Genomic DNA, 15,483 nt, shown 5'->3' with positions numbered 1-15,483 from the left:
CACTTTCTTTTCCGCAACCGTTTCAATTACGTCAGATAGTGCTTCCTGGGCTTCTTCTTTACTCCCATATATATTTCCATTATAATCCACCATCTGTGAAAGCATGAAGGGTGCGTCAGATATAGAGCCTCTCTTCGCAGATGTATCGTTGACGTTTTCATAGAATATAACATCAGCGTCAGGATGCAGTTCTAGAAGTTTCAAGGCGCGCATCTGGCCGCATTTCCTGTCATTTCCTAGCGTCCGTGTGCCACCCTCCGACAAATTGAACGCATTACCTTGATTGTAGTTTTCATTACCGTTAAAAATGCAACCTGTTATTTTTGCAAACTCTTCCTGCCATATATTAGCTGTTCCTAACGAATCACAGAGAGTGTACAGTTTTTTCCCATATATGCAGCTCGTCGGGATATTCCCATCATTCTTCAAGGGCGTTCCGTCCTTGTTGTATATTCCGTCTGATGTTATTTTAAGAATCACATTTCCACTTCCGTCGCAGAAATAGAAACCATCCATTCTGTTAATTATGTCGTCAGCCCCTCCACCTCCACCAGCCTGAATATCATCAATCTTTTTCTTATATGAATCCGTAAAATCATTTGAGGAAAGACCTTTCCCTTCCTCTTTGTTTACTTTCCCCTCCAGCTCCACACCTATTTCTGATAATTTTTTCCCGTTTTTCAGGATAAAATCATGAGACTTAACACCTTCTCTTAATATCTGACAAATTACATTTCCTTTTGAATCACAAAAGATAAAAGAGTCAGAATTATCCTTCAGCCGTGATTCGGAATCATTATCAGTCTCAGTTTTTGATAGCAACACTTCTGATAACTTTTTACCGTCCTTCAGAAGATATTCTATCGCCTTAAACCCGTCCTTATCCAGTTTCCCAATAACATTTCCCTTTGAGTCTGCAAAATAGAAAGTATCTGAACTATCTTTGATTGCGGACTGTTCTGGATTATTTTTATTTAATTTTTCATTGTCTAACTTGTAAAATTCCTTAGCTCCTACCTGCGAAAACCCACCAATCGCCCAGGAACCACCGCCGAACTCCCATTTTTCAGTGTCCCCGGACTCATTCAGGAAGCTGATGGTAAGCCCACCCGTCCTAAGTTCTGCCGGAACTTGCGTAGTTTCATGATTTCAAGGAATTACGTGCAGTATTCAAGATTCGGTAGAAAATAGGTAGAAATAGGACTACTAGTTGTCCTTTTCTACCCATTTTCTACTTTATTATGTCTTTTTACCCACCACGAAAACTTCATAATTTTGATTGACAATCAATGAAAAGTATGACGAATTTATCGAATCTGTTCGAGTGGCTGAAGATTAGTAACCGCCCGAAACACCTCAAAGCAGGTATCATTATTTTTATCATTTGGATTGGATCAGTCCTTCTTCTCACCACCATGACTATCCTACAAGCTACATTAACTGGTGCAATATGCGTATTTGTTGCTATGTGTGCAGTAGAATATATTCAAAAAAGCATTGGTGGAAAGTGGGACTGGCTGGACATTTTAGCCGGAGTACTCCTTCCTATGATTGCGGTTCTGATTATTTACCTATATGGAGTTTTTAAATGATATCGTTAATACAATCAGCAGCATCCTTTCTTCAATATTCCTTCCGCTAATAGGAGTATTCATGTTTCATGACGCACGACGTAGAAAAGAGGAAGCAACTGCTCGAAAGGAAGAAGCTATTGCTCGTAAAGCCGAAACGGACAACATTACCAGTTATGCAGCAGAATGGAAAGAACTTTATGAAAAAAAAGAAGCGAAAGTACAGGAACAGGACAAAAAAATAGACCAGCTTTATGCGGAAAAGAATGAAGACCGCCTGCGAATTCGCGAGCTCATGGAGAAAAATACGACACTGGAATTGGAAAATCAAAAGCTGATTGTAAAAAGATGTGATGTAAGAGGATGCGGGAAAAGACAACCGCCAAATGATTATTAACTATAAAAAAAGTTTTTATGACAACACAACCACGTGGCCTGCGTAATAACAACCCAGGCAACATCCGCAACTCAGATACAACCGACTGGCAGGGGGAGGTTCCTGCATCTAAAAAACAAGACAAGACCTTCGAAGAATTCGAAGACATGGCCCACGGTTATCGGGCATTAATCAAGCTGCTGCAGAACTACCGACTGAAGTACGGTTGCCAGACGATTGCCGATTTCATCAGCCGGTGGGCACCCAGAACAGAAAACAACACATCCGGCTATATTTCACGTGTATGCCAGGAAATGCAGGTCCCGACAACCTACGTTCCTGATGTGGAGGATAAGACAACCATGTGTGCCTTCGCTGCCGCTATCTCACAAGTGGAAAACGGAGTAGCAGCTGTAATGGAAGACGTAGAAAAAGGATGGGAGCTGCTATGAAATCATTGAATATACTTTTCTTCATAATTATCTTCAGTACGGTGCTTTTCAGTTGTGAAACCGGGAAGCACCTCGCTTCAGAGCATACACAAATCATCGTACACGACAAGCTGATACCTGTTTTCAAGCCAGCTGACTCCGCATCCATCCGAGCCTTACTGGAATGTGACTCAAATGGTCGTGTCGTACTTTCCTGGTTAGACATGGCACAGTCAGAAAACGCACGTCTACAATTTCAACTGGATTCAATCGGCAACCTGATGGCAAATTTCAAGGTTCCTTCAGATACGATATTTATTCCAGGAAAAGACAGTACGATTATTCAAAAATCAGAGCAGAAGGTTGAAGTGGAAAAGAAACTTTCTACATGGCAAAAGTTCTGTATGGTATTCACCATCGTAGTACTTATTCTCTTCGTGCTGTTTGCTGTGTACAAAATTCGTGTAATCTTAAACAAGAAATAATATGGCTATAGACCAGGTAGCAACCGTCGAGGTCCGCGTAAACGGTGAAGAAGCAAAGCAGGAGCTCAAAAATCTGGAAACGATAGCTTCCGGGTTAAAAAAAGAACTTGCAGATGCTTACCAGGCTGGTGACACATCTAAAATCAAACAGGTCACTTCTGAACTTCGCAAGACAGAAGCCCAGATTAAGACACTGAAAAAAGACACTACGGCACTTACCGAGGTAATGAATAACCTCGACAAAGCAACCCCAAAAGAACTTCGCGCCACACTGACAGCCATCAATCGCCAGCTGAATAGCGGTTACATTAAACGAGGGTCTGCCGAGTGGAAATACTACCAGCAGCAGGCCAAGCTGGTAACAGCTGAGCTTCAAAAGATAAAAACGGAAGTACAGGAGACTGAAGGCTGGTTGTCCCGTTTCAACAATGGTTTTGCGAAATGGGGCGGCTTGTTGGCGACGGGTGCAGCCACCATTACAGGTGTGTCTATGGCCCTGAATACCCTTCGCAACAACCGCGACTCAAAGGAGTCCTCTCAGGCAGAACTGAAGGCATTAACCGGGTTGGACGACTCATCCATCCAGTGGCTTACAGAACAGGCCGAGAAGCTATCCACGACCATGGACGAATCCGGTCTGCGCATCCGTCAGTCATCAGACGAAATCCTTCAGGCGTACATGCTTATCGGTTCCAAGAAACCGGAGCTGCTAAAAGATAAAGAAGCCCTGAACGCCGTCACCATCGAAGCCATGCGACTGGCCGCTGCCGCTAAAATCGACCTGAAGGATGCCGTGACAGCCACCACCGTATCCCTCAATATGTACGGAGAATCAGCCGACCAGGCCGCTCGCTATGTGAATGTACTGGCCGCCGGTTCCAAAGAAGGTGCAGCCGATGTTTCCGCTCAGGCTGCATCCATCAAGAATGCGGGTGTAGCCGCCTCCGGTGCCGGAGTGAGCATCGAGCAGCTGCAGGGTACCATCCAGATGCTGGCAGAAAAAGGACTGGAGGCAGAGCCGGCCGGTACCGCACTACGCAAGTTCTTCCTGGTACTGCAGACGGGGCCGGACGAAACCAATCCGAAAGTGGTTGGCTTGCAGACTGCGCTCGAGAACCTGAACAAAAAGTCACTGACAGCTGCACAGATCCAAACCATGTTTGGTGAGGAAGCCTACTCGGCTGCCACCATCCTGATAGACAATGCCGATAAGGTACGACAATACACAGAAGCTGTCACGGATACCAACATCGCCATGGAACAAGCAGCCATCAACTCCGACACCAACGAGGCGAAGATGGCACAGTACCGCAACAGCATCAAGGAGGCCGGCATCGAACTGATGGAGCGGCTCAATCCGTCGTTGTCACTGTTTACCGGCTGGACTACGAAAATCATCGTGTCCCTCCCCACCCTGATTGACTGGTTTATCAAATACAAAGATCTCATTATACTAACAGTTGGAAGTTTAGGCACATATATGGCAGCTCTAAAACTGGCTACATTATGGGAAGAGAAGTTTAAAGATGCAAAAGCTGCAAGTATTATAGTAGATAAGGCCAAAGTAACATGGAGCAAAGCAGTGACAGCAGCTTCATATCTGCAGGCTTCTGCAATGTTCTTGCTAACCACGAGAATGTCCAATCTTACAACTTCTATAAGACTTTCTGTAGCAGCATTGAAGATGTTCTTCACTACCCTAAAACTTAATCCTTTCGCAGCCATATCGACAGCAGTAACAGCGTTGGGATTTGGTATATATAAGTTAATAACTTATACAAGTGACGCAGACAAGGCCTTCAAAAATTTTTCTACAAACAACACACAACAACAAACGGAGCTTTACAAACTTTACGATGCAATCAGAAATACCAATGAAGGTAGCAGACGCAGAATCGAGCTTATAAAAGAATTCAATGACAAATATGGTGGTTATTTGGATAATCTTCTTTCAGAAAAAGACTCTGTTCGTGATATAGCAAAAGCCTATAAAGACGTTTCTGTAGCCATACAGAATAAATTAGCCTTAGAAGAAATAGAAAAGAGAAAATCAGACATAACAAATAAGTCCCTTGAAGATAGAGCCGATTCCATGGCTGAGTTTCAAGGCATTTTATCACGTAGACTAACTTCATCTACAACTGATAATATCAGAAATGTAGTTATAGGCTATGTAGATGATATGGTAAAAAAAGGATATACGGAAAAACAGATTGCAGATGCCGTGTCCAAATCATTATATAAGAAGTATGGCAATTCATTAAAACTCTATGACTTGTCAGACGCTAAAGATGCTATAAAAGATTATGTATCTATAGTAAAAAATGATTATGATCGTATCGCAGAAATAGAGAATAAATTTAGTGCTTTAATCGTCAAGACCAAAGAAAATCAGAAAGCTGTCAATCAATTAGACGAAATAATCGTAACTCCAGATAAAAATGGTAATACTAATACAGATATAACAACAACTCGGACAGATAACAAACCATCTACGACAGAGATTGCGTCCACCGCAGAAAACAAGCGTTATTACGATGAACTGGCCGATTTGAAACGCACCTATCTGGCCAGCGATGAGATGACACAGCAGGAATACACCCGTTTCATGGAAGACCTGGAGATGCGTCACCTTGAGAACATGATGGCAATCGCCGGACTGGAACCGGAGAAACGACAGCAGATTGAACAGAAAATTCTCGAAGCACGAATCAAGTACAAAGAAGAATGCAACAAGCTGGATGAAGAAGATGCCAACAAAGCATCTGAAGAAGCCTTTACCCGCCTAGAGAAACAGTACCAGCTGGAGATTGAAAGTGTGACACAGAAGCATTATGCCGGACTTTCATCAGAACAGGAATACCGTCAGCAGCTACTCGATATTCAGAATGAATATTACGACCAGGTACTTTCTTCTTCTGAAATTTCCGAAGAAAAGAAAGCTGAGATTATTGACAAAAAACAACAGGCGAGCCTTGAAAAATCCCGTAAGAATTATGAAGAAAATCAGCGAAAGATAAGAGAACAGCTATCCTTCGCACAGAATATAGGTCAGCAGTTTGGCGAAGCATTCGCAGAAATGCTGACAGACTCCGAAACGTCCTTGGGTGACTTCATGAAAGCAACCTTGGAAATAATCCTGGACAGCCTTCAAAAAATGATGATTGCATACATAGCTGAAACGCAAATGAAAAATATTGCAACCCTAGGTTTCATCGGACTAGCTAAAGCTGCAGCTGAAATTGCATTAATCACTGCAGCCTTCCAAACGGCAAAGGCTGTAATAAATGGGTTTGAAGAAGGTGGCTACACCGGCTCCGGAAGACATGACGAACCCAAAGGAATAGTCCATGCCGGAGAATTTGTGGCCAACCGTTACGCCGTCCAGAATCCAGCTATCCATCCGGTTCTTGACCTGATAGACCAGGCACAGCGAAACAATACCATCGGCAGCCTGACTGCAAAAGACGTATCAGCCGTATTATCACCTACCAATAGAATGACAACAAACAACTACTATCAGACTGCCGAATCATCCAGCCAGGAATCAACGGCAGTCATGCTGCAAAATATGAAATGCATGGAGAAACTTCTCAAAAGATTAAACGAGCCGATATTTACCTATACTAAAGCGACTGGTAAAATGGGCGTAAATGAAGCGCAACAGTTAGTAGAAAAAATGAAGAAAAACGTTACACGAACAATAAAATCATGACACAGCTGTTTATCGATTCTAAAGAAGTGAAGTTACCGAGTGAATTTGAACTCGAGCTTGTCACAGAAAATCCATACTTTACCAGAGTTGGCTCGTATACCTATGATATTGAAATAGACTTGCGAGACCCTGCCAATCGTGAGATATACAAAAATATCAACCGATTAGATGTAACCACCCGCATAAAAAACCGCAAGGCTATGCTGATTGTGAACGGACTGTGTGCGATTAATGGCATTGAGGTAATACTTTCAATAGAATCCTATACAGCAAAGATTCAGATTATAGCCGGTAACTCGCAGCTGAATTATGAAGGTGGTGATAGCTGTATAAGACAACTCCCTTTTGATGGAATGTCAATATTACCCAGTGAGGCTATTAATACCCTCTTCGGGAGTTATCCTGCCCACAAGGCCGTGTATACGCCAATTATCAGCTATATAGACAAGGATGGGAACTCCAATATATTGAATATGGTAGAAGTTGGTGCAGATATTACGTTTACACGAGCAAACAATATCGCTCCACAATATTATCTGCTATATTACATTGATAACTTATTACAAAAATTGGGGTTTACAAAAGGGAAAAACGAATTGGAGCAAAACGACACCTGGTGCCGTATATTCGTAGCTAACCCTTATAAAAATAGCAACCCGGGAGACTTGCTTCCAGACTGGACAATCAACGAATTTCTCGAACAGATAGAAGTATTCTTCAAATGCATTGTATCCATTGATTCGATAAATGGAGTGTACAATATAGTGAACATAGACCGGTACTTTGACAACGCAGGTATCATCTTTATCAATGAGGTGATAGAGGATGAACTGGAGAAAGTATATGACACCGATACGAGTTATTCGTATGCGTATGACAACGTAGCTTACAATCTTCCGAGTGAAGACTATTACAACTACCTCAAACTAAAAGATGGCATACGCGAAGTCTGCACGATAGAACAGAAAGATTCGTACAGAGACTTCAAGACAAACTACGACCAGTATTTTTCAGGCCCCTATCTGCTGACATCAACAGACTACAACCTGGAATACGTGGTCTCAGAATATACTATCAACGATGAAAGTGTAAAAGGATTAAGAATCGTAGACAGGCTGAGAGATGCGGGAGATACGACAAGTCAAAATAAAACTTCTTTCGATATTATACCGGCACAAGTAGATGCAATCGAAATATACAGTAAAACGACCAGCCATTACTTGATAGGGCCTGCTATAAAAAAAGTCCGTTCTGAAACGGAAAGCCAGGCAATCAATGACCTGATCAATGGCAACGCAGATGTAAAAGGTGACATCCCTGATAAATTATATGTCGGCATATATTACGGAGTCTGTGTAGCGCTTAACAAGGGTACAGGGGAGCACGAAGAAGCGTACTGGGACAAGATGCCCATGTCATGCCATGATAATTATTTCATAAATAAACCTACTACCATGACCGGTTCACAATCCATACTGGAGCTACCATCATACTCTTTAATATTAGATGGAGATAATGGTTTGTTCAACCAAATATACAAAAGTAAAAGATCCATTGATACGTCCTTGGAATATCATTTCAAATTCATTGCAGACAGGATTTATGAACTGAATAATATTTTTCTAATTTGCAACAAAAAATATTATTGCAAAGAGATACATTATAAAATATCATCAAAAGGCATTGATAAAATAGCTGAGGGGATATTTTATTTAGCGGACCAATAAACAAAAGCAGCTCAAATCAGATTACCCTTTCACTTAAAAGTTCCCTTCAAAATGTTTAGTCTCCTCATGCACTGTCATGTCTGCCCCTTTCAGGTACTTATTGGTTGTAGAAATATCCGCATGACGCGCCTGATCACGGGCTATGACGATTCCTTCAGCGTTGGCCAAATCACGGATACCGGTATCCTTCAGAGAGTAGAACTGGTAGCTGTCCGGAAACTTCAGTTTTGCTCTGACCTTATTGAAGTAATTCCTGTACACACGGGTGGTCACCTTCTCACGTGAGGGCTTGAAGCCCTTACCGAACAGATAATAATCATTGGGAGAATTAAAAACGCCCAGGTCAAGCATCGACTTAATCAGTGCATCATTCAGTCCAACCATGCCATCCTTCCGGTTCTTGCTGATACTGGAGCCGATAAATACTTTCTGTTCCTTCAGGTTGATGTCAGCCAATCGGATATTGGAGATTTCATCCGGACGGATAAAGGTGTAATAAGCAAACTGACACAAGAACAGGAAATGCGGATTCTCTTTCTGGAGATACTTCCTGAGCTTCTGAATATCCGGAACCGTCAGGGCAGAACGTTTCTTCTCTTCTTCTGCCAGCTGTCGAATCTTCTCAACCGGATTATGAGTAAGGTATTGCTTTTCCATCATCCAGTTACAGAGTGAAGACAACCAGGTACGGTAGTTATTCCGGGTTCTGGCCGATGAATCCCGGTCAAGCAGCACGTAGTCCAAGAAGTCAGAGATGAAAGACTGGTCAATCTGATACGCATACACGATGGCCGGAATATGTTTGGCTGTATACTCCTCAAATACCCGCAGGCGCTTCTCATAATCCTTCAGGGTATTCTCCTTAATGGTGCCAGCTGCATACAGTTTGCCCAGATATATATGATACCTTTGGATAATATCTATATACGGGGTGTATTGCCTGGAGTTCTCTACATTAGCCCAGGGATTCCATCCGGAACGAAGCTTTACATTAAGATTGGTGATGATTTCATTTGCCCGGCGGCGACGGTCGGTCAGCTTGGGTATTCCATCCAGCATATACTTTTTCCGCTTCATTTTCTGTTCCAGCGGATCGTATGCCGTGAAGTCAATATACCATGTTTTACCAGTATGTAACTTGGGTTCTGTGTACGAAATTACACTCTGAATCGATGCGTTTTTTCTAAGTGATGAACACATTTTTTTCTACGTTTTTCGAATTCGAAAACGCAGTACGGTTTGACATCATGAAAATTGGTTGTCCGAAATTTGTCCGACCTATAAACGGACAAAAGCTGCAACTTATTCAGTTACAGCTTTTTATCTCGGCACGGGAAGAGAGACTCGAACTCCCGACACTCGGTTTTGGAGACCGATGCTCTACCAACTGAGCTATTCCCGTGTTTGCGGTTGCAAAAGTAGTACAAATTTTGGAAACCGCAAGAGATTCTGCCAAATATTTTACCGTCTTTTTCTCACAACAAAGATAAACGGCTGAACATAAGGCGATAATATTCTGCTTTTTTTTCCAACTTCAATGGATAGGCACGACTGGAAGAAGGCATCCGAAACAAAGATAATTTACGATCCCTGAAATAAAACGTGCTCTCTCCTCCCACCGTCGGCTCTTTTGCCTCCATTTGCTCACACAATACATCCGTTGCTTTCTGCCCGGTAGTGACCACTGCCCGACATGCAGGAAGTTGCTGAAGAAGCAAGTCTATATCGGTAGGAGTAACCACTTCCAGAAACTTATCAGAAGCATTGTCTTGCAATCTGCGGACACACGAAGCTGTATCATATAAGGCAATCCCCTTTTCTTGCAGAAAACTTACAATACGTGCCTTGTCAAAAACTTTCTCCGGACTAAGGAAATGTTCTTTATCGCCAAAGAAAATAAGCCCGAAAATACGCCACATATCATTTTGAAGATTCGGATAGAAGAAATCCATGCTCCATCGTTTTTTCTGTGGAGGAAAGCTTCCTAACATCAACAAGACCGCATTCTCCGGCAAAAAAGGCTCCAGCGGATGACATTCCACTCCTGAAAGCAGATTCTCGTTCACTGTCATGCCTTTGGTTTCGGTTCTTTTTTAGCCAGCAACACAATCTTATAAACGTATTCCGTCATCCATGCCTCCGAATAACCGAGCGCATGCTGATACTGACGAATATTTCCACACGTTTTACGTACCCCATCGTCTTTCCAGTCCACCTTAGTCAGAATGTCATGTACGGCCTTTTCCGTCATATTGCGCAACAACTTCTTGAAGACTCCAGGTGTGCGAAACTTCCATTGCATCAGGTTTCCAATCACCATCATCAAATCCTGACTGAACCCTTGGAACATAAACAGATAATTCTTTATATCGTTCACATTGCGGCAGTTACGCTTAATAGACCCGTCTATTTCCTTAAAGAAAGATTCCTCCAACCCATAAATATCCATCAACATCTTACGGCAACGTGCACGCTCCGCAATCCCCAACTTATTGTTCTGAGTTGGTACCTTCAACGTACGTTTGAATACAGCCAAATCCGGCAAGAAATGAATATTACTGATACCCAACTGAGCCGCCATGACTGCCTGATAATACACACGAATCAAGGTCATGAAATCTTCCATGCCACCGACACGTACCGTTTCGTCAGCTCCATCGGTAGTTTTTTTACCAAAAAGTTTCGAAAATATACTCATAATGTCTTTTTATTAAATTCTACGGATACAAAGATAATACAAAAAACCGACAACGCAATCATCGGCTTACTTCCGGAAAAAGGGAATCTTCCCACACGGCATCTTCTTTTAGACGGTAAAAGAAAGTATGCTCCTGAAAAACCTGCTCTACAAGTCCAAAACGAATAAAATCGGCCAACAACTGACATACTTCCGGACGGGAAAGACGAGCTAGGCGGCTACACCTATTCAATGTAAGCAGCCCCTGGCTACCCAATACCTCCAGCAAACGCTTTTCCCTGTCGGTATAGGTCATTACCACTTCGTCCTTTTTCTCATGATTCCAGATTCGAAGGTGGACAGGAGATGCCAAAATGTTCTCATCGGCTATACGCACATAAGCCCAAGACTTACCCTCTTCATCGACGGCTAAAACCGGTTTGCACGCGCACTCTTTCACTTCAACTTCCAGCACATCCTTTCCATCCACCCTGTACACACGGTTTTCCGTGATTACCGGAGGACGACAATACATCGTGGCAGCCGCTTCAATCATATAAATTTCTTCTTCCGAACGAATTCCGGCAATCCTGCCGTTATCCTTCACTCCCACCAATAACCGTCCTCCTTCGGTATTTGCAAAAGCAGACAAACTTCTGGCTATTTTCCTTACATCGGATATGGCAAATTTAAAATCCTGATGTACATGCTCACCCTCCGAGATGAGCTGTTGTATGTAGTCTGTTTCTGCAGTTTGTTTCATTCCCTATTACTCAATCACAATGTTTATGAGTCATAATGTCCAATACCAGCTTATCGGTTTCATTCATTCCCTCCGAACCGATCTTAGTCAGGTTGCGAATACTGAAATCCACATTGTCTTCAATGATGCCTTCCACGGAAGTCACACACTTCCCTTCCATCGCCAGTATCGCAGAAAAGACTGCCGTTGAAACCCCGCTGGTCAGTTTCAATGCGCAGCTCGGCTTGGCTCCGTCACAAATCATACCTGTCAGATTGGCAATCATATTCTGTACGGCATAAGCTACCTGCTTATACTCTCCTCCCATCAGATAAGTGATTCCGCAACTGCTGCCTGTGGCAGCTACCACACAACCGCACAACGCGGACAGACGGCCTAGATTCTGCTTGATATAAATAGCCGTAAGATGACTCAAAATCAAAGCACGAATCAGCTCCTCTTCCGATTTATGATTCTCTTGAGCGAACACTACCACAGGAAGTGTGGCTGCAATACCTTGGTTTCCACTTCCGGAATTACTCATCACCGGTATCATGGCACCAGCCATTCGGGCATCGCATGCGGCAGAAGTATAAGAAAGGATATGGGTAAACGTATTGCTACCCATGATATGCTGTTCCTGCTGACTGCTACGCAACATTTTGCCCAACTCATGACCATAGTTCCCTTGGAAAGAACGTTCCGCTGCCTGCAGATTCAGACGCTTTGCCTCAAGAATGAAACGAATTTCATCCAACGGAGCAGTCGTAGCGAAATCATACACTTTCTTCAGATTCAAATCGACTTCTTCCACATCCGCTTCAGCTCCTGCCTTTTCTCTATGATCAAACAAAACCTCACCATTCCGTTCTGCATATACGAAGTTCGTATGTCCTCCACTGATGATAGCCGTAGCCGTATCCTTCCCGGCTGTACAAGTCACTTCAATATACAATTTCTCTTCAATGTCTTTTTTCAGCTCAATCTTTATGCCTTGACCGGCAATCATCTGCTTGCCTTCTTCCACGCTTTCCGGAGTAATGTCCTTCAAAACTTCCAAACCATATTCTGATTTGCCTTTTAAAGCTCCCAAAGCAATGGCAATAGGCAACCCAATCATCCCCGTGCCAGGGATTCCCACTCCCATGGCATTCTTCAAAATATTCGCACTAAGCTGAGCCGTAATTGCTTCCGGACGGCATCCCAGAACTTCCGTAGCTTTAGCCACACAAAGAGCTACAGCTACGGGTTCCGTACAGCCGATAGCCGGAACGACTTCCCTCTTGATGAGTGCGATAATACGTTCTCTTTCTGACTGCGAAATCATTATCTATTATTTTTTATAGTTCTTTAATCCTGTTTGCAAGAATTCCACGTACTTCTGAATATCCTCATCATACGAATAAGACTTGTTCAACGGCATTCCTTCATTGTCAATCAACACATAGAAAGGCTGGGCATTGGCTCCGAATTTAGAACGCTGCAGGTAACTCCATTTGTCACCTACCGTACGCAATGTACGTTCCGTGCCATTCTCTGTCACCTTCACGGGTTCCGGTAATTTCGTTTTCTCATCCACATATAGGGTTATCAGTACATAGTCTTCATTCATTATCTTGCTTACAGTAGGATCGGTCCATACGGCCAGCTCCATCTTACGGCAGTTCACGCAACCATATCCCGTGAAGTCAATCATTACCGGTTTCCCCTGCTGACGGGCATATTCCATGCCGGCATCGAAGTCATTGAATTTTGCATGCACCTCATTCTTATACAAATTGAAATCCTGTGTCTGCATAGGCGGTGCAAAGGCGCTGACAGCTTTCAGCGGAGCTCCCCACAATCCAGGTACCATGTATACAGCGAATGCCAATGAGAAAAGTGCCAAGAAGAACCGCGGCACACTTACCTTATTATCATCTCCATCGTGCGGGAACTTAATTTTACCCAATAAATACATACCCAGCAAAGCAAAAATCACAATCCACAAAGCAAGGAAGGTCTCACGGTCGAGCAAACGCCATCCATACGCCAAGTCGGCCACAGACAGGAACTTCAACGCAAAGGCCAGTTCCAAGAATCCCAACGTCACCTTGATGACATTCATCCATCCTCCAGATTTCGGCATGGACTTCAGCCAAGACGGGAACAATGCGAACAAGGTGAAAGGCAAGGCCAATGCTATGGCAAATCCCAGCATACCGATGGCTGGAGCAACAATGCTATTTGAAGTAGAAACTTCCACCAATAAGAAACCGATAATCGGACCGGTACAAGAGAAAGAAACCAGTGACAAGGTGAAGGCCATCAGGAAAATACTCAGCAATCCTGTTGTCTGCTCTGCCTTACTATCCACGGCGTTGCTCCACTTTGAAGGAAGTGTGATTTCAAATGCGCCAAAGAAAGAAGCGGCAAACACCACCAACATAAGGAAGAAGAAAATATTAAAGATAGCGCTTGTAGAGAGATCATTCAAGGCACTGGCTCCAAAGATCAAGGTGATAGCCAGTCCTAAAGCCACATAAATCACTACAATAGAAGCTCCATACGTCCATGCATCACGAATACCTTTCCGTTTGTCCTTCGCACGTTTCAGGAAGAAACTTACAGTCATCGGAATAATGGGCCATACACAAGGAGTGAACAATGCCAGCAATCCACCTACGAAACCAGCAAAAAAGATATAAAGCCAAGAGCGTGATTCATTATTCACATTTCCGCCAAATGTTTTCAGCTCTTCGATAACAGGTTTCCAGTAATCGGAGGTTTCCACATTATTCGAGTTCGTACCTATTTGAAGCGGAGTCAGTGTCAATGAATCGGAATCTGCCGTATCAGACGTTTCGGCTTCAGCAGTAGCCGATGCTGCCGCCTGTCCACCAGCTGCCTCTCCCTTGAACGAAAAGTCCACATTGGTAGGAGGCAAGCAGTTCTCATCATTACAAGCGCCATATTGCAAATAACCGCTCACTTCATATTTTCCTCCTTTCAGTTTGAGTTTCTGCACAAACGTAGCTGTTCCTTCGAAAAAACGGACCTGCATGCCAAATATCGGGTCCATTTTGTCAATTTCCTTACCTGCGGGCTTCAACTTGCCTACCAGTTCCGCTCCTTCCAGCTTGTCTACATTAAAAGTAGCTGATACCGGACCTCCGTCAGGCAATTCCGTGGAATACACATGCCACCCTTTTTCCATTTTTCCGGTGAACACAATTTCTACTTCGTTAGCGGATACAGATTTCCACTCGGTTTTAAACTTCACCGGTTCTTGTATTTGGGCGAATACCGGCAAACTTAAAATGGCCATTAAAAGCCAGCTAAGAAAAATCTTCTTATTCATAAATATGCACTTGGTGATGTGATAAAACTATATTCTGTAAAAAGTAGCGCAAAGATAATCATTTTTCGAAAGGGAATGCAGGGCTACCTATTATTCCATCTTGTTTTTTATTTCAAATACGACAATTTTTACATTCGGAATATTCATTCACCCTACTCCATATCCTCATCCTGACGATTTTTTTCAGAAAATGTTTGCTAAATAAAAAATAATGCCTACCTTTGCACCGTCTTCGATAAACGAGGCACTCCTAAAAAGAGTTTTGGAGAGGTGGCAGAGTGGTCGATTGCGGCGGTCTTGAAAACCGTTGTACCGCGAGGTACCCGGGGTTCGAATCCCTGTCTCTCCGCAACAAACGCTGAAAATCAGCAAATTGCAAAACAAACACCCAGTTTTACACCCAAGAATGTAAAGTCGAG

General features: G+C 43.2%; 13 protein-coding genes and 2 tRNA genes. 7 read left to right on the top strand and 8 right to left on the bottom strand.

All coding sequences use genetic code 11. From position 1 onward, the window contains the following. On the bottom strand, positions 1 to 825 hold an 825-nt coding region (locus OCV81_RS16490), incomplete at its 3' end, for a hypothetical protein (protein WP_262640481.1). 473 nt (positions 826 to 1,298) lie between these two features. Here OCV81_RS16490 and OCV81_RS16485 point away from each other — a divergent pair. Genes OCV81_RS16485 through OCV81_RS16460 form a run of 6 tightly spaced genes read left to right on the top strand, consistent with a single transcriptional unit; the run spans position 1,299 to position 8,305 of the window. Then, positions 1,299 to 1,592, top strand: a complete 294-nt coding sequence (locus OCV81_RS16485; protein WP_148330975.1) for a hypothetical protein — start codon at positions 1,299 to 1,301, stop codon at positions 1,590 to 1,592. Next, positions 1,576 to 1,968 carry a DNA replication initiation control protein YabA gene (locus OCV81_RS16480; RefSeq protein WP_148330974.1) on the top strand — a complete coding sequence of 131 codons (393 nt, stop codon included), beginning with the start codon at positions 1,576 to 1,578 and terminating at the stop codon, positions 1,966 to 1,968. Before OCV81_RS16485 ends, OCV81_RS16480 begins: the two co-directional genes overlap by 17 nt. Positions 1,969 to 1,985: 17 nt before the next feature. After that, a complete protein-coding gene (locus OCV81_RS16475) occupies positions 1,986 to 2,399 on the top strand; it encodes a structural protein P5 (protein ID WP_148330973.1) in 414 nt (137 codons plus the stop codon). Beyond that, positions 2,396 to 2,863 (top strand): hypothetical protein, encoded by a 468-nt coding sequence (locus OCV81_RS16470; protein ID WP_148330972.1) that lies wholly within the window; start codon positions 2,396 to 2,398, stop codon positions 2,861 to 2,863. The genes OCV81_RS16475 and OCV81_RS16470 overlap by 4 nt, the downstream gene beginning before the upstream one ends. A 1-nt stretch (position 2,864) precedes the next feature. Beyond that, the gene (locus tag OCV81_RS16465) at positions 2,865 to 6,578 is read left to right on the top strand and encodes a phage tail tape measure protein (RefSeq protein ID WP_148330971.1); all 3,714 of its coding nucleotides are present in this window, start codon (positions 2,865 to 2,867) and stop codon (positions 6,576 to 6,578) included. Beyond that, the gene (locus OCV81_RS16460) at positions 6,575 to 8,305 is read left to right on the top strand and encodes a hypothetical protein (RefSeq protein ID WP_148330970.1); all 1,731 of its coding nucleotides are present in this window, start codon (positions 6,575 to 6,577) and stop codon (positions 8,303 to 8,305) included. Before OCV81_RS16465 ends, OCV81_RS16460 begins: the two co-directional genes overlap by 4 nt. A 33-nt stretch (positions 8,306 to 8,338) precedes the next feature. Here the strand turns inward: OCV81_RS16460 and OCV81_RS16455 are convergent, their stop codons facing one another. The 7 genes from OCV81_RS16455 to OCV81_RS16425 all read right to left on the bottom strand — a co-directional run bounded on the left by OCV81_RS16455 (position 8,339) and on the right by OCV81_RS16425 (position 15,064). Next, entirely contained in the window at positions 8,339 to 9,505 is a 1,167-nt protein-coding gene (locus OCV81_RS16455; protein ID WP_148330969.1) for a tyrosine-type recombinase/integrase, read from the bottom strand. A 129-nt stretch (positions 9,506 to 9,634) separates the two neighbouring features. Further along, positions 9,635 to 9,707 (bottom strand) — tRNA-Trp (locus tag OCV81_RS16450). Positions 9,708 to 9,780: 73 nt separating this feature from the next. Continuing rightward, a complete protein-coding gene (locus tag OCV81_RS16445) occupies positions 9,781 to 10,377 on the bottom strand; it encodes a uracil-DNA glycosylase family protein (protein WP_148330968.1) in 597 nt (198 codons plus the stop codon). Then, positions 10,374 to 11,003: a hypothetical protein gene (locus OCV81_RS16440; protein WP_022353345.1), complete on the bottom strand. Its 630-nt coding sequence runs from the start codon at positions 11,001 to 11,003 to the stop codon at positions 10,374 to 10,376. Before OCV81_RS16440 ends, OCV81_RS16445 begins: the two co-directional genes overlap by 4 nt. A 58-nt stretch (positions 11,004 to 11,061) precedes the next feature. Beyond that, positions 11,062 to 11,745 (bottom strand): AlbA family DNA-binding domain-containing protein, encoded by a 684-nt coding sequence (locus tag OCV81_RS16435; RefSeq protein WP_148330967.1) that lies wholly within the window; start codon positions 11,743 to 11,745, stop codon positions 11,062 to 11,064. A gap of 10 nt (positions 11,746 to 11,755) precedes the next feature. Then, positions 11,756 to 13,051, bottom strand: coding sequence for an L-cysteine desulfidase family protein (locus tag OCV81_RS16430; protein WP_148330966.1), 1,296 nt, complete (start codon positions 13,049 to 13,051; stop codon positions 11,756 to 11,758). A gap of 6 nt (positions 13,052 to 13,057) precedes the next feature. Beyond that, complete coding sequence (locus OCV81_RS16425) at positions 13,058 to 15,064, bottom strand: protein-disulfide reductase DsbD family protein (protein WP_148330965.1); 2,007 nt, start codon at positions 15,062 to 15,064, stop codon at positions 13,058 to 13,060. A 264-nt stretch (positions 15,065 to 15,328) separates the two neighbouring features. Between OCV81_RS16425 and OCV81_RS16420 the strand changes: the two genes are divergently transcribed. Beyond that, positions 15,329 to 15,413 (top strand) — tRNA-Ser (locus OCV81_RS16420). Positions 15,414 to 15,483 lie beyond the last annotated feature (70 nt).

The sequence above is a fragment of the Phocaeicola fibrisolvens genome (genome assembly GCF_025567125.1).
Classification (GTDB): domain Bacteria; phylum Bacteroidota; class Bacteroidia; order Bacteroidales; family Bacteroidaceae; genus Phocaeicola; species Phocaeicola fibrisolvens.
The sequence above is the reverse complement of the archived record's forward strand: the minus strand, read 5'-3'. Positions and strand labels throughout refer to the sequence as shown.

Bases quoted from the DNA above. Each gene is read 5' to 3' on its own strand.
- OCV81_RS16485 (WP_148330975.1), top strand. From the start codon at position 1,299: ATGACGAATTTATCGAATCTGTTCGAGTGGCTGAAGATTAGTAACCGC.
- OCV81_RS16480 (WP_148330974.1), top strand. From the start codon at position 1,576: ATGGAGTTTTTAAATGATATCGTTAATACAATCAGCAGCATCCTTTCT.
- OCV81_RS16475 (WP_148330973.1), top strand. From the start codon at position 1,986: ATGACAACACAACCACGTGGCCTGCGTAATAACAACCCAGGCAACATC.
- OCV81_RS16470 (WP_148330972.1), top strand. From the start codon at position 2,396: ATGAAATCATTGAATATACTTTTCTTCATAATTATCTTCAGTACGGTG.
- OCV81_RS16465 (WP_148330971.1), top strand. From the start codon at position 2,865: ATGGCTATAGACCAGGTAGCAACCGTCGAGGTCCGCGTAAACGGTGAA.
- OCV81_RS16460 (WP_148330970.1), top strand. From the start codon at position 6,575: ATGACACAGCTGTTTATCGATTCTAAAGAAGTGAAGTTACCGAGTGAA.
- OCV81_RS16455 (WP_148330969.1), bottom strand. From the start codon at position 9,505: ATGTGTTCATCACTTAGAAAAAACGCATCGATTCAGAGTGTAATTTCG.
- OCV81_RS16445 (WP_148330968.1), bottom strand. From the start codon at position 10,377: ATGACAGTGAACGAGAATCTGCTTTCAGGAGTGGAATGTCATCCGCTG.
- OCV81_RS16440 (WP_022353345.1), bottom strand. From the start codon at position 11,003: ATGAGTATATTTTCGAAACTTTTTGGTAAAAAAACTACCGATGGAGCT.
- OCV81_RS16435 (WP_148330967.1), bottom strand. From the start codon at position 11,745: ATGAAACAAACTGCAGAAACAGACTACATACAACAGCTCATCTCGGAG.
- OCV81_RS16430 (WP_148330966.1), bottom strand. From the start codon at position 13,051: ATGATTTCGCAGTCAGAAAGAGAACGTATTATCGCACTCATCAAGAGG.
- OCV81_RS16425 (WP_148330965.1), bottom strand. From the start codon at position 15,064: ATGAATAAGAAGATTTTTCTTAGCTGGCTTTTAATGGCCATTTTAAGT.